Source organism: Lactobacillus gallinarum (assembly GCF_002160635.1).
Taxonomy (GTDB): Bacteria; Bacillota; Bacilli; order Lactobacillales; family Lactobacillaceae; genus Lactobacillus; species Lactobacillus gallinarum.
Genome location: NZ_NFKZ01000011.1, coordinates 1 through 13254, shown reverse-complemented (window position 1 = coordinate 13254; position 13254 = coordinate 1). Strand labels below are relative to the sequence as shown.

16 protein-coding genes and 1 tRNA gene are annotated in these 13254 nt (G+C 37.9%); 13 read left to right on the top strand and 4 right to left on the bottom strand.

Annotated features, from left to right (window positions below; genetic code table 11):
- The first annotated feature begins 1 nt into the window (after position 1).
- From B5E95_RS05430 to B5E95_RS05395, 8 genes are all read left to right on the top strand, one after another.
- Positions 2–2023: a DHH family phosphoesterase gene (locus B5E95_RS05430; protein WP_087235764.1), complete on the top strand. Its 2022-nt coding sequence runs from the start codon at positions 2–4 to the stop codon at positions 2021–2023.
- 11 nt (positions 2024–2034) lie between these two features.
- The gene (gene rplI, locus B5E95_RS05425) at positions 2035–2490 is read left to right on the top strand and encodes a 50S ribosomal protein L9 (RefSeq protein WP_014917990.1); all 456 of its coding nucleotides are present in this window, start codon (positions 2035–2037) and stop codon (positions 2488–2490) included.
- Between the two features lie 31 nt (positions 2491–2521).
- Positions 2522–3916 carry a replicative DNA helicase gene (gene dnaB, locus B5E95_RS05420; RefSeq protein ID WP_087176507.1) on the top strand — a complete coding sequence of 465 codons (1395 nt, stop codon included), beginning with the start codon at positions 2522–2524 and terminating at the stop codon, positions 3914–3916.
- A gap of 225 nt (positions 3917–4141) precedes the next feature.
- On the top strand, positions 4142–5089 hold the full coding sequence (locus B5E95_RS05415) for a phosphate/phosphite/phosphonate ABC transporter substrate-binding protein (protein ID WP_013436851.1): 948 nt from the start codon (positions 4142–4144) through the stop codon (positions 5087–5089).
- Positions 5090–5193: 104 nt separating this feature from the next.
- Positions 5194–6123, top strand: a complete 930-nt coding sequence (locus B5E95_RS05410; RefSeq protein WP_087176506.1) for a DegV family protein — start codon at positions 5194–5196, stop codon at positions 6121–6123.
- 117 nt (positions 6124–6240) lie between these two features.
- Positions 6241–7119, top strand: a complete 879-nt coding sequence (locus tag B5E95_RS05405) for an ROK family protein (RefSeq protein WP_087176505.1) — start codon at positions 6241–6243, stop codon at positions 7117–7119.
- Positions 7120–7270: 151 nt separating this feature from the next.
- Complete coding sequence (locus tag B5E95_RS05400) at positions 7271–7441, top strand: CsbD family protein (protein WP_087176504.1); 171 nt, start codon at positions 7271–7273, stop codon at positions 7439–7441.
- Between the two features lie 51 nt (positions 7442–7492).
- Positions 7493–7753 (top strand): GlsB/YeaQ/YmgE family stress response membrane protein, encoded by a 261-nt coding sequence (locus B5E95_RS05395; protein ID WP_087176503.1) that lies wholly within the window; start codon positions 7493–7495, stop codon positions 7751–7753.
- Positions 7754–7814: 61 nt separating this feature from the next.
- Here the strand turns inward: B5E95_RS05395 and B5E95_RS05390 are convergent, their stop codons facing one another.
- Together B5E95_RS05390 and B5E95_RS05385 are read right to left on the bottom strand one after the other, a co-directional pair.
- Positions 7815–9044, bottom strand: a complete 1230-nt coding sequence (locus B5E95_RS05390; protein WP_087176502.1) for a DUF2974 domain-containing protein — start codon at positions 9042–9044, stop codon at positions 7815–7817.
- A gap of 83 nt (positions 9045–9127) precedes the next feature.
- Positions 9128–9832, bottom strand: a complete 705-nt coding sequence (locus B5E95_RS05385; protein ID WP_087176501.1) for an MgtC/SapB family protein — start codon at positions 9830–9832, stop codon at positions 9128–9130.
- A 163-nt stretch (positions 9833–9995) separates the two neighbouring features.
- Between B5E95_RS05385 and B5E95_RS05380 the strand changes: the two genes are divergently transcribed.
- From B5E95_RS05380 to B5E95_RS05370, 3 genes are all read left to right on the top strand, one after another.
- A tRNA-Thr gene (locus tag B5E95_RS05380) sits at positions 9996–10068 on the top strand.
- Between the two features lie 99 nt (positions 10069–10167).
- Positions 10168–10386: a DUF3923 family protein gene (locus tag B5E95_RS05375; protein ID WP_087176857.1), complete on the top strand. Its 219-nt coding sequence runs from the start codon at positions 10168–10170 to the stop codon at positions 10384–10386.
- Positions 10344–10544, top strand: a complete 201-nt coding sequence (locus B5E95_RS05370; RefSeq protein WP_087176858.1) for a hypothetical protein — start codon at positions 10344–10346, stop codon at positions 10542–10544. Before B5E95_RS05375 ends, B5E95_RS05370 begins: the two co-directional genes overlap by 43 nt.
- Positions 10545–10599: 55 nt before the next feature.
- On the opposite strand, the gene B5E95_RS05365 is transcribed toward B5E95_RS05370, so the two are convergent.
- Positions 10600–11424, bottom strand: a complete 825-nt coding sequence (locus B5E95_RS05365) for an AAC(3) family N-acetyltransferase (RefSeq protein WP_087176859.1) — start codon at positions 11422–11424, stop codon at positions 10600–10602.
- Between the two features lie 341 nt (positions 11425–11765).
- Between B5E95_RS05365 and B5E95_RS05360 the strand changes: the two genes are divergently transcribed.
- Both B5E95_RS05360 and B5E95_RS05355 read left to right on the top strand, forming a co-directional pair.
- Positions 11766–12089 carry a hypothetical protein gene (locus B5E95_RS05360; RefSeq protein ID WP_087176860.1) on the top strand — a complete coding sequence of 108 codons (324 nt, stop codon included), beginning with the start codon at positions 11766–11768 and terminating at the stop codon, positions 12087–12089.
- A 155-nt stretch (positions 12090–12244) separates the two neighbouring features.
- Positions 12245–12493 (top strand): hypothetical protein, encoded by a 249-nt coding sequence (locus B5E95_RS05355; protein WP_087235763.1) that lies wholly within the window; start codon positions 12245–12247, stop codon positions 12491–12493.
- Between the two features lie 207 nt (positions 12494–12700).
- On the opposite strand, the gene B5E95_RS05350 is transcribed toward B5E95_RS05355, so the two are convergent.
- A partial coding sequence (locus tag B5E95_RS05350) for a transposase (RefSeq protein ID WP_143437556.1) occupies positions 12701–13254 on the bottom strand: 554 nt, incomplete at its 5' end.

The window sequence follows — 13254 nt, the reverse complement described above, 5'->3', positions numbered from 1 at the left end:
CATGAAAGATTTTTTACGTAAGCTTGAATTGCCTGAATTTATTAAAGATTCGCGATTAACAGCTTCCGTAGTAATCATTTTAGTACTTTCTTTAGTGGGAAGTATTATTGCGATGATTATGAGTCCATTATTTGGTTTAGCAATGGTGCTAATTTTTATTATGTCTGTTGCTTTTGCCATTTATGGAACCTACATTTTGGCAGGTAAGGCAACTAATTTTGCCGTTAATCTGTCTTACCGAATAAAACGTAGTGAGCAAGAAGCCATGATCAAGATGCCACTCGGTATTTTGCTCTATGATTCTGATCATCAGATTCAATGGGTGAATCCTTATTTGCAATTGTATCTTAAAGATACGGATTTAGTAGGTCACACAATTGAAGCTGTAGATCCAGATCTGAATAAATTGTTGAATGAAGCGATTGAAGCTAAAACCTCAGAAAACCATATAGTTAATTGGGATGGACATCGTTTTGAAATGGTGGTCCAAGATGATTTGGGCGTAATTTATCTGCTAGATATTACGCGTTATGCAAAAATCGAAGATAAGTATGAAGCTGAGCGTCTGGCTATTGGACAGATCTTTATTGATAATTATGATGAGTTAAGCGAAACAATGCATGATCAGGAACTGACCAGCATGAGTTCATATGTACAAAACACGTTAAGTAATTATGCTAAGAAGTTTAAGGCATATTTAAAGCGGATCGATGAAGATCACTTTTTACTGCTAGTACATATGCAAGATTTAGCTGAGATGGAAAAGGATAAGTTCTCTGTCTTAGATAAAGTACGACAAGAAACTAGCCGTAACAACACTCCGCTTACCTTGTCAGTCGGGATTGCCTTCGGCTCCGATTCACTCTCTGAAATTGCCAACCAGGCACAATCTAATCTTGATTTAGCCTTAGGTCGAGGCGGGGATCAAGTTGTGCTTCGTCAACCGGGCAAGGATGCACGCTTTTATGGTGGTAAATCCAACCCAATGGAGAAGCGAACTAGAGTCAGAGCTAGAATGGTCTCTCAAGCAATTAGTGAACTATTCAAAGATGCGGACCGTGTTTTCGTCGTTGGACATCAGCGTCCAGACATGGACTCAGTTGGTAGTGGTATTGGTGTCGTAAAGTTGGCTCGCCTTCATGGCGTAAAAGCTAATTTTGTTTTAGATACTAATAAAACAAATTATGACGTAGGGCGCTTAGTGATCAGAATGCAACAGAAGAATCAGGATAAAGATATTTTTATCAGTCCTGAGGAGGCTCTAGCTGAAGCAACTGATAAATCAATGTTGGTTATGGTTGATCACTCTAAGTATTCAATTACTTATTCTCAAGCCTTGTATGATCGTTTGAAGAATAGAATTATCGTAATTGATCACCATAGACGTGGTGAAGAGTTTCCAGAGAATCCAATGCTTACCTATGTTGAACCATATGCTTCTTCAGCCTGTGAGTTGGTTACTGAAATGATCGAGTATCAACAGCCAGCGCAAGGCAAGCGAGTTTTAACAGATCTAGAAGCAACTGCAATGCTTGCCGGTATCGTAGTCGATTCTAAAGAATTCTCGCTTAGAACGGGGACTCGAACCTTTGATGCCGCAAGTTACTTGCGGTCAATCGGCGCTGATTCAGCTGTGGTAAGTTCACTGCTCAAGGAAGATATTGATAGTTTCCTTGAGAGAACACATTTGGTTGCTACATTGAAGATGGTAAAGCCGCATATGGCTGTTTTGTGTGGACCTGATGATAAGATTATCGATCCAATTATCACGGCTCAAGCAGCTGATACGGCACTTGATTTGGAAAATGTGGGTGCTAGTTTTGCCATTACTCGGCGCACTCCAGACACTATCGGTATTTCTGCACGTTCAATGGGTAAGATTAATGTGCAGATTATTATGGAAAAGCTGGGCGGTGGCGGCCATCTTTCTAATGCGGCTACTCAGATTAAAGGTGTTACTATTGAAGAAGCAAGGGCAAAATTGCTTCAAGCAATTGATGAATACGAAAAGGAAAATGAATAAAGGAGAACAAAATGAAGGTTATTTTTACACAAGACGTTAGAGGTCGTGGCAAGCGTGGACAAGTTAAGGAAGTTCCAGATGGATATGCACAAAACTATTTAATCAAGCGTGGCTTGGCTAAGGCAGCTACCAAGGGTAACATGAATACCTTAAAGCGTGTAGAAGCTAACGAAAAGGCTGCTTACGAAGCTGAAAAGGCAGAAGCTGAAAAGATTAAGGCAGAGCTTGAAAAAGACGATACAATCGTTAACTTCAAGTCAAAGGCTGGTACAGATTCACGTTTGTTTGGTTCAATTTCAAGCAAGAAGATTGTAGAAGGCCTTGAAAAGCAATATGGTATCAAGGTTGATAAGCGCAAGTTGAACTTGCCAGAACCAATCAAGACTTTAGGTTACACTAATGTTCACGCTAAGTTGTTCAAGGGTGTTGAAGCTACTATTCGTGTACACGTTACTGAACAAGACTAATTTTATTTTTGATAAAAAGTGGTTGTGATTGATGGATAATATTGTTTCTCAACAAATTCCACACGACTCAGATGCCGAAAAGGCTGTTCTGGGTGCGATTTTTATTGATCCAGAAGCAATTGCTGATGCGAGTGCGGTAGTTCAACCGGAAGATTTTTATGAAAGAGCAAATCAGATCATCTATCAAGCGATGCTGGATTTGTCAGATCGCGGGGATGCAATTGATCCGCTGACTCTTCAAGATGAACTAAATAAGAGAAATCAGCTAGATGACATTGGTGGGATTAGTTATGTTTCAGAATTAGCACTGGCAACGCCCACCGCTGCGCACGTTACTTACTATGCGCAGATTGTGCACCGAAAGGCGTTATTGCGCAGACTGATTTCTGCTAGTCAAAAGATTATTTCTAACGCAATTGATGGTTCAGATGATGTAACTGATATTCTTGATGACGCGGAAAGCGAAATTATGAATGTCTCATCAGAAAATAATAGTGGTGGTTTCAGAACAATCAAAGAAATCGTTAATTCCACTATTAAGGATATTAATAATATCCCTGATGACGGCAACATGGTTACAGGATTGCCAACAGGATTCGCTGAGCTGGACAAGATGACGACTGGTTTTCATGATGATGAATTGATCATTATCGCTGCAAGGCCTGGTGTAGGTAAGACGTCATTTGCATTGAATGTGGCACAGTTTGTGGGGCTGCATACGGATAAAACCGTGGCGATGTTTTCTCTAGAAATGAGTGGAGAACAGTTAGTTCAAAGAATGTTAGCATCCTTAGGACTAATAGATTCTCAGCATTTAAGAACAGGTCAGCTGGATGAAGAAGAATGGCGCAAGTTAGTAATTGCGTCAGGCTCGCTTGCTAACACGGATATTTTTATCGATGATACTCCGGGTATTAAAATGAGTGAAATCCGTGCAAAAGCCAGAAGATTAGCCAAAGAAAAAGGTAATCTGGGGCTAATTGTAATCGACTACCTGCAGCTGATTGAAGGTCCACGTAGTGAATCACGGCAACAAGAAGTTTCCGCAATTTCACGTCAATTGAAAAAGCTGGCTAAGGAGCTTCACGTGCCCGTTATTGCCCTTTCCCAGTTATCACGGTCGGTTGAGCAGAGGCAGGATAAACGCCCTGTATTGTCCGATATTCGTGAATCTGGATCAATTGAACAGGATGCCGATATTGTTTCGTTCCTTTATCGTGACGACTACTATCGTGATGAACCCGAAGACAATGAAAATAGCGGTAGCAGTAGTGAAGTCGGAGCAGAAGACGATAACGGTGAAGTTGAAGTAATTATTGAAAAGAACCGTTCAGGTAGTCGTGGGACTGTTAAATTAATGTTCTCGAAGCCATATAACCGCTTCTCGAACCTGGATTATGCTCATGATGATCCTGATGGCAATTAAGCACATGTTAAAAGCATGTGCTTTTTTATTTATTAAGAGTATTCAAAATCCGAATATTAAGTGATGAACGTTGATATCACAGCAAATATAAAATAAATATCAGAACAATGGCCATAAATATAAATAATATAATTCGTATTTTATATTGAAATCTAGCATTTTTTCTGTTATACCTATTTATGTGATGAAACCTATTAATTAATTTTTTGGAGGAATTTCAGGTTTATGAAGTTTAAAAAAGTATTAGTTGGAGCTTTAGCAGTTTTAGCTACTGTTTCACTTGCGGCATGTTCGAACAATCAAAAGAGTAGTTCATCTTCATCAAATGAACCAAAAGAATTGAATGTCGAATTCGTACCAAGTACTCAAGCTAACAAGATGGAAGCTAAGGCCAAGCCACTTGGAACGCTTTTACAAAAGCAATTGCATATTCCAGTTCACGTAACAGTTTCTACAGACTACAGTGGTTTGGTTGAAGCTATGTCATCTAAGAAAGTTGACGTTGGTTTCATGCCACCATATTCTTACATCCTTGCTCATAAACGCGGAATTGCGGACGTACTTTTACAAGCTGAACGTTACGGCTATGATGAACCATCTGGTAAGATGAACCACACTTTGATGCACAAATACCGCGGTATGATCGTGGTTAAGAAGGGTTCTAAAATCAAGTCATGGAAGGACCTTAAAGGTAAAAAGATTGCTATCGGTGATCCAAGTTCTTCATCCGGTTACGTTTACCCAGTTGCAGAACTTTACAAGAAGGGCTTAAATGTTACTAAGGAATGTAAGCTTGTTAACATCAAAGGTGATGATCAAGAAGTTCTTTCAGTATTGAACGGTGACGTTGATGCTGCATTCGTCTTCTCAGATGCACGTAACATCGCAGCTCAAGACGATAAGAAGGCAATGACTGACGTTGTGCCAATCTACTTCACTAAGTGGATTCCTAACGACACCATCGCAGTTAGAAAAGACATGCCTAAGAAGTTTAGAGCTAAACTTTCTAAGGCATTCAAGAACATTGCTAAGTCTAAGAAGGGTAAGCAAATCATTGAAAGTATTTACAACCATTATGGCTATGTAAGTGCCAAAGACTCAGACTTCGATGGCTTGCGTCAATACCAAAAGATTGTTAACAAAGCTACTGGCGGCAGTAGTAATAATAACTAAAGTTGATTATTAAAAAGACCTGCTTTTTTAAAAGCAGGTTATTTTTTTGCTAAAAGCCATCTGAAATCGGTTAAAATATAAGTAACAATCAAAGGAGAAAGATTATGAAAATTGCTGTTTTAACCGATAGCTCAGCTTACTTAACTAAAGAGCAACAAGAAAAGTATCATATCGATGTTTTGCCAATTCCAATTATGTGGGGCGATAAGACTTACCGTGATATGATCGATATTGGCTATGAAGAATTTTATAAAAAATTGGCTGATGAAAGTGAATTACCTTCAACTTCACAGCCATCAATCGGTAATTTACAAAAGAAGATTGATGAATATGTCCAAGAGGGCTACACCGATGTGATTGTAATTACCTTATCTAGTGGTATTTCAAGCTACTATTCTACTGTGCATAGTATCGCTGAAGCCGAAACTAGAATTAAGGTCCATCCTTTTGATAGCAAAATTACGTGTGCTGGTGAGGCAGATTATGCTATCCTTGCAGGACGCCTTGTCGCAGCCGGAGCAGACGTTGATTTAATCATGCATGATTTAACTGACTTGCAGAAAACAATGGATGTGCGCTTTATGGTGGACGATTTAAGCCACTTGAAGCGTACGGGCCGTCTTTCTAATGCAGCTAGTTTTGTAGGTGCTTTATTAAAAATCAAGCCGATTCTTTCAATGGATGTGCAAGCTGAAGGACACATTTCCGCAATTGCTAAAGAACGTCAAACCAAGCGAGCTTATAAGCATATCCAAACAGATTTTGATAATTTAACTAAGAATATGCCATATAAGATTCAATGCACGATTTTTGATTCGCTTGATCCAGATAAAAAAGCGGAGTGGGTCAAGGATTATCAAGCTAAGTTCCCTAAGTATGAATTCAATACTAGCATCATTGGCCCAGTCGTTGGAGTGCACGTTGGACAAGGAACTATGGCGATGATTTGGTGTCGTGAGTTGGATGATTATTTTGATGAAAATGGTCAACCCATCAAAGGAATTGACTCAAAAGAAGTCATAGATAATGCGTAAGTAAAGAAATTTAATTACATATGCATGAAAGCCTTTACACATAAGGGCTTTTTTCTTTATAATAGGTGCAGCACAAAACTATTTGGAGATAAAAATTTTTACGAAAAGGATGAGAATATGTCAGATAAGAAATATGTCGGCAGTATTGAAGCCGGTGGTACTAAATTTATCGTAGCAGTACAAGATGTTGAAACTGGTAAGGAAGTCGCAAGAGACCGTATTCCTACTACCACCAATAAGGAAACCTTAGAAAAGACTGCAGAATTCTTTAAAAAGCACCCAGTTGATGCATTAGGCATTGGTACTTTTGGTCCAATTGATATTAATCCTAAGTCAAAAACTTATGGTTATATTTTGGATACGCCAAAGCCAGATTGGTCAGGTACTAATGTTAAGGGCTTCTTTGAAAAAGAATTAGGTATTCCTGTAGTAATGACAACTGACGTTAATGCATCATGCTATGGTGAATATATTGCGCGCGGCCGTGACGATTCTAAGAGTTACTTCTATGCAACTGTAGGTACTGGTGTGGGTGCCGGTATCGTTCAAGGTGGAAAGATGCTTGGACTTAACAACCACCCTGAAATGGGACACATGCTTGTCCGTCGCTACCCAGGTGATGATTATGAAGGTCACTGTCCATTTCACAACGATGCTTGTGTAGAAGGGATGGCAGCTGGTCCAAGTCTTGAAGGCAGAACTGGTATCCCAGGTGAAAAGCTTTCTCGTGATAATAAGGTCTTCACTTATTCCGCATACTACATTGCACAAATGCTCTTTAACGTTTACATGACTGCTCGTCCAGATGTGATGATCGTGGGTGGTTCTGTATTAAACGAAGACGATTTGACTAAAGTAAGAAAGTTTTTTGACGAATTTAACAACAACTATGTAGCTACTCCAGATTTAAATGAATTAATTGTTCATCCAGCTGTAGCTAACAATGGTTCAGCTACCTTAGGCGACTTTGAATTAGCTAAGAATTTGCTCAAGTAAAAAACGAATCAAAAATAAATATGCAACAAAAAGGCTCAACTTGTTAAGAAAGACGTAAGGCGAGCCTTTTTTGACGTAATCGGATACAAATCAGTGTAATATTAAAAACATAGAAAACTATCACATTATTTTCCCGAAAGGAGTCCTACCTATGAAAAAAACAGATAGTGGCTTAAAAGACAAGGTTATCGGAAAAGTGAAAGAGGTCGAAGGTAAAGTTACCGGCGACAAGGCTCGCGAAGTACAAGGAAAAGCTCAACAAGCTAAGGGTAAAATAAAGGAAAAGGCTAAAAAGTTAAAGGGTGATCTTGAAGATCATTAAAATAGCAGTTTGTTTTATTAAACCTTACATGGAAAGAAAATAGGTGATCCTATGTTATATTGGATCTGGGTTTTAATAGTTGGTGCCATAATAGGACTAGCCGCTGGTTTCATAACTGGCAAAGGCGGGTCGATGGGCTTTATAGCTAATACGATAGCTGGGCTAGTTGGCTCAACTCTTGGACAAGCAATCTTTGGTGAATGGGGACCCCAAATGGCTGGCATGGCAATAGTGCCGTCCATATTGGGAGCAATAATATTGGTTGCTTTGGTTTCATTCATCATGAGTATTTTCAATCGACAAACTGAATAAAAACTTAATACTAAAAAAGGACATGCGCTTGCATGTCCTTTTTGTTTCATGTGAAACTTTTTTACTTTAATTTTTTGTTTTCCGCATCTTTTTCAGTCTTGAATCTAGTTTTAATTTCTTCAGGCAAAATGCTTGGAACTGAAGTGTCATAGAATTCGTAAAAGATCGGCTTCTTATTTGAGTCGTTGCTTTTTGGATATAGAGCAAAATCTGTTTCAGAAAATGGTAAGCTAATGTTTCCGCGAATTGCGTTAATAATCTCGTTGATCATGTGCAAAATATATTTTCGTGTATCAGGGGTAAGCGACATAATTACGCGGCTAAAGCGAACAGTTCCCAGTAACTTATGAGCAGTTATTTGGAAGACGTCAGTAATATTCAAATCTTCAAATGATTGAAACATAGTGTCCCACAATTCGCCTCGTTGAATATCAGGAATTGTGTGATTGAAATCAATTAGAGAATGGCGCAAAGATCTGGCTCCAGAAGTAAGACCATCAGCTAAAACGAAACTATCGCGACCAACGCTCCAGCGGCGCGGATCGTGTTGCTGAACCATAGAAGCATTGCTTTTAGTAATTAAAACTCGCTCAGGGTGATCTAACATTGCTCCAATAATAGATCCTTCAGGTAGGTATGTCTTCATTTTAGGTAGGGCACGAACAAAGCCGGGAGAACGCCATACTTCACCAAAGAAGCCGGGACCATCAAAACTGATGGCTTTAATAATGCGATCCTGCAATTCAGGTTCAACGACACTTAGAGCATATTCTGCGTAGTTGCCGCCCTTTGAATGACCAGTAAGATAAATTTTATCATTAGGAAATTCTTCGGCCATTTCTCTAAGATAATCGGTGGCGACATCTTGACCATAGATTTTAGGCATGTAATTCATAGTCATGTCTTCATTCCAGCCAATGATAGAACTATCGGTGCCGCGATAAACAATGAGAATAGTATTGGCATTTAGACGAAAAGTAGCGGCAGTAAATTGCAACGGATAAGGATCTTTTTCTAAGCGATTGGTCCAATTTAGGATTTCAACGTTGCCTAGGCGTGGACTTTTAGGTAAAAGCAAAATTTGTGCGCCTGTCTCATCGTGCATTTGTACTTGAAAAGATGGGAGAACGCGCAGTTTTTCTGCAACTTCAGCTAAAGTATGCCCCTTAGCTGATATGTCTACTGGTAAATAAATTAAAGAAGAAAATAAAGAGGCGTCAACGCTATTAAAAGGCTTTTCTTTGAAGGTTAAGTCACCGCGCCAGCGTAAATAATCAAGAGTGCCTGACATATATATGTCCTTTCTGTATTAATATTGATGTATTTTACAGGATCTTTCTTCAAAAGAAAATCTCAAGCAGAATTGCTCGAGATTTAGTTAAGTCCACCGCGTGTGTAACTAATTCGAGTAATATCGGGATACTTGCGCAGTGCCATCACAATGTTGTTTTCATTAATTTTATTATTGATAACGCCATCGACATAGAAGACAATTCTTTCATCGCTAACATCTAGAATTTTTATATTGATGTTTTCAACTTTGTTTTCCTCAAGTTCCTTTTTTATCTTAGATAAAATATGATGCTGGTTAATGGCTTCAATTTGGATATTAAAGCGAACATGAGGTGTGATCTTGCTGATGATCACATCATCGTGGAAGAGCATTTGAATCACGAAGAGAAGGGCTGTAGAAAGAATTCCAATGAAGTACATGCCAGCCCCGATAGCCATTCCGATAGCAGCAGTTGCCCAGACACCAGCCGCGGTGGTTAAACCAGAAATTTGTTCTTTTCTAACTAAAATTGTACCGGCACCAATGAAGGAAATGCCAGTAACGATTTGTGCGGCAATTCTGGAAGGATCAAGCGCAATATCGCGCATATTTAAAAGATCTGTAAATCCATACTTAGATACGATCATAAAGAGTGCAGAAGCAATTGCGACTACGATGTGTGTTCTGACTCCCGCGCTTTTTCGTTGAATAGCACGTTCATAACCAATAATCCCACCGCAAAAAGCAGCAACAATAATTCTAAGCAACCAATCTAATTCAGTTGGAATTGGTGCTAGAGTTTGCATAAAATCACTCCTTATTTCATTAAAACTACACATTCATTTTACCGTATAATCAGTGATTTGATAGTTTTGAAAACTTTTTTGAACTTTTTTGCAAAAAAGGCTTGCACAAGTCTAATTCATATGGTTTAATTAATACTGTTGTCGGGTGAGACAACGAAGAGTTGCTGACTTAGCTCAGTTGGCAGAGCACGTCACTAGTAATGATGAGGTCGGAGGTTCGAATCCTCTAGTCAGCATTAATAAATACGTTTAAAAGATCTGATTGAAAAATCAGATCTTTTTTTGTACTATAAATAAAACATTTATTAATAGCACAATTTTCTTGGAGGAGAATTATGAAAGCATGGAAAACTAGCGGATTAATTGTATTGCTGGTCTGGATAGCAATTGCAGCAATTATCTGGTTTAGGAATGTTGACGGAGCAGGAGTAGCTCAAACGGCTCAATTAAAAGAAATGACTTTGCTGATCTGGCTAATTTTTGCAATTCCTGTCATTATTGGCTATCCAATTTGGTTTATTGTTTTAAAAAGAAAGCAAGAAAATATAAACTAAGAGAAACAAAGGAATGGTCGATTGCTTTAGGGATACCGGTTGAAGAGCGTCATGGAAAACACTATGAAGATGGTGCGGTAACTCTTGACGATTTTGATTATTCAAAAACTGATGAGGTCAAGCCAGATGCGGAAAGTGGAGTTTCGCAAAAAGAATAGAAAATAAAGAAGAGCAACATGAGAAAGAATCTCGTGTTGCTCTTTTTGATCTTCATTAATCTACTGCATTACCAAATTGATGATCTTTTTTATTAAACCATTGACGGGCAAAATCGATCAAGGATTTGCTGTTGATTACTTTGATAATTCCTTGACCTAATTTTTGTGCTTTAACTTCATTAGGAAATTCTTTTTCAAAAACTTCACCTAATTCGTTGAAATCGTCATAAGAATCTAAATCTATGTTTTGATAATTTGTCCAAATCGTTTTTCCATCTTGGTCGATACTGGTTGCTGCAGAACAGGTTTCAGTTTTGCGATGAATCGTAGATTCTGCGTAGTGAAGTATTGTGCAGGTTTCGTAATCGGTACCTAAGAAAATAATTTTGCCATCGTTCTTGTACAAATAATCAAGTGGACTGTTGATCCCATATGGCAGGTTTAAAGGCTGACGTGCGGCAATTTCAGCCGCATTTTTACCCCAGATAGCAACTGGCAAATAGGGATGCGTGCTGCGAACTACATCAGGTAAATTCCTAAAGTATTCTGGCGTTATGCCCAGACCTTCTGTAGCTGAGGTCCTTGGATCATATGGTGGCATATTATCTCTAACCACCTGAATTAAATCTTGACGAACGGGTGGATACTCCCAAGTTGCTGGATCACAATTCGTTGAAACCTGTGACGGCATCATTAGTGTGCCAACGGATAAAGTTTCTTCAAGTGCTCTAACAATTGTTTTAGGCCCACCGGGTAAATATTGAAACTTACTCATGGCAGTATGAACCATGCAAGAATCTGTGCTTTTAACTCCCAATTTTGCGAAAGCTTCTTTTAAATCGTTTTTTGTAACAACAGTTTCGATTAAATTTTCAGACATAATTTATTCCTTTTCTAGATAAGATGTTATTGACTTGGTCTGAAAATAATTACTCTTGTCTTAATTTCAGCATTGTTAATTTTATTCTTTTTATTACTCATCTTAATTTACCTTTCGCATAATCAATAGTGGTATTTTAACATTTTTAAATAATAGATAAAAATAACTGAAACTGTCAAATCTTTTGTGTAAATAGATCTTTCTCATAGATTGATTTTTTATTCTTTATTTAGTCAAAGTAAGATTCTAAGGTGTTCTGAACCTGACCAAAGCCCGGTCCTAAACAGCCAACTTCAGTTCCTGAACCAAATAAACTAACATCGGAGCCCAACAAACCTAGTGTGAAAACTAATAATGACAATCACGGTAAATCAAAGAAAAATTCAGGTACTACAAAGCATTCAAGCAGAAACACGAATAATAATCCAAAGGCTAGAAGAAACGTAAAACGTCAATATAACTCAAATAATAATCCCAAAACAGAGACAGCTAGATTTGCTAAGCCACATGAATCTGCTGTAATTAGAAATGAACAGGCTCAAACTAAGCGAGAGATGTTACCAAATACTAGTAATAAGCGTCAAGCTTTAATAGCATTAGGAGCTGTTTTAGTAGGAGTAAGTGCAGTTTTACTTAGTGTGTTGGATAAGAAACGTAAGTCCTAAAGCTAAGCCTTCTAGTCAGCATAAATAAACTCGTTAAGACATGGTTTAAACGCCATGTCTTTTTTGTGATCTAAGCAATATATCAAAGTAAAAGTACGTTTTGCTATACCTTTCTATAAAACTAACTACAATGAAAGGTGAAGAAGGCGTTTTTTATGACAAAGCATTATGAAAAAGAAGTCAAAGAAGCAGAAAGTGTATTAGAGGATAAAAAATTAACTGATAGTGAAATCTCACAAGAGTTGATTTCCAAAGATAATCCAACTGAGAACGTTAAACCATCTGAGATTGATTTCTTGCGTAAAAAGCTATCTTTAGCAACTCAAATTGATTTTACCTTGTTAGGTGACCTTGCTGGATTGTCCAAGGAAGCTAAGGAAGAAGCAGCCGCTGCAGCTGAATAATGTTAATGAAAATAAATTAGCCATGGTTTAAGCACCGTGGCTTTTTTCTACGTAAAGTCAAGCATAATAAGAAGTTTGGCTTCATTTTTTGTTTAAATTTCAACTTAAACATCTTTTAGTGTCGATTTATTTTTTTAGTTAGACACGACAAATAAGCCCAGATCCATATCTGATTTTTGGGCTTAGCGTTATAATGTACTTGATCAATTAATTACGACTAAAGTCTTTTTGATTATGTGTGGCTACGTTGTAATCATATGGTTGATCATTGATAATCAGGGCATAAATGGTTCTGATTAGTTTATGAATTGAAGCAATAGCTATCTTTTTGAACCCTTTGGTTTGAGAGGATAGCTTTTTGCTTTCATAATAATCTGCTATATGACACGGATTTGTCTTAGCTGCATTATCAATTTGTCCAATAGCTCGATAAAGCAACTTACGTGCGACTGCATTGCCATGTTTAGTAATACTTAAATTAGATTCCATTTCTCCTGACTGATATCTGCCTGGATCAATTCCGATAAAAGCATTTATTTTATTAGGATTACTAAATCTGCGTAAATCTCCTAACTCTGCTAAAACTCTGACTGCAGTGGTCTGTGCAAAGCCTGGAATGCTTTCTAGGTTTTCTAAATCATAATTAGGCAAAGACTTCGCTAACTTAACCATTCTTGCGATTAAATTTTCTCTTTGATCACTTAAATTAAGCAATCTGTGTGCATAATACTGCACTTGCTCGACTTCTATGCTAGAGCAAG

Excerpts from the sequence above, each read along its gene's own strand:
- B5E95_RS05430 (WP_087235764.1), top strand. The coding sequence starts at position 2 with ATGAAAGATTTTTTACGTAAGCTTGAATTGCCTGAATTTATTAAAGAT.
- rplI (WP_014917990.1), top strand. The coding sequence starts at position 2,035 with ATGAAGGTTATTTTTACACAAGACGTTAGAGGTCGTGGCAAGCGTGGA.
- dnaB (WP_087176507.1), top strand. The coding sequence starts at position 2,522 with ATGGATAATATTGTTTCTCAACAAATTCCACACGACTCAGATGCCGAA.
- B5E95_RS05415 (WP_013436851.1), top strand. The coding sequence starts at position 4,142 with ATGAAGTTTAAAAAAGTATTAGTTGGAGCTTTAGCAGTTTTAGCTACT.
- B5E95_RS05410 (WP_087176506.1), top strand. The coding sequence starts at position 5,194 with ATGAAAATTGCTGTTTTAACCGATAGCTCAGCTTACTTAACTAAAGAG.
- B5E95_RS05405 (WP_087176505.1), top strand. The coding sequence starts at position 6,241 with ATGTCAGATAAGAAATATGTCGGCAGTATTGAAGCCGGTGGTACTAAA.
- B5E95_RS05400 (WP_087176504.1), top strand. The coding sequence starts at position 7,271 with ATGAAAAAAACAGATAGTGGCTTAAAAGACAAGGTTATCGGAAAAGTG.
- B5E95_RS05395 (WP_087176503.1), top strand. The coding sequence starts at position 7,493 with ATGTTATATTGGATCTGGGTTTTAATAGTTGGTGCCATAATAGGACTA.
- B5E95_RS05390 (WP_087176502.1), bottom strand. The coding sequence starts at position 9,044 with ATGTCAGGCACTCTTGATTATTTACGCTGGCGCGGTGACTTAACCTTC.
- B5E95_RS05385 (WP_087176501.1), bottom strand. The coding sequence starts at position 9,832 with ATGCAAACTCTAGCACCAATTCCAACTGAATTAGATTGGTTGCTTAGA.
- B5E95_RS05375 (WP_087176857.1), top strand. The coding sequence starts at position 10,168 with ATGAAAGCATGGAAAACTAGCGGATTAATTGTATTGCTGGTCTGGATA.
- B5E95_RS05365 (WP_087176859.1), bottom strand. The coding sequence starts at position 11,424 with ATGTCTGAAAATTTAATCGAAACTGTTGTTACAAAAAACGATTTAAAA.
- B5E95_RS05355 (WP_087235763.1), top strand. The coding sequence starts at position 12,245 with ATGACAAAGCATTATGAAAAAGAAGTCAAAGAAGCAGAAAGTGTATTA.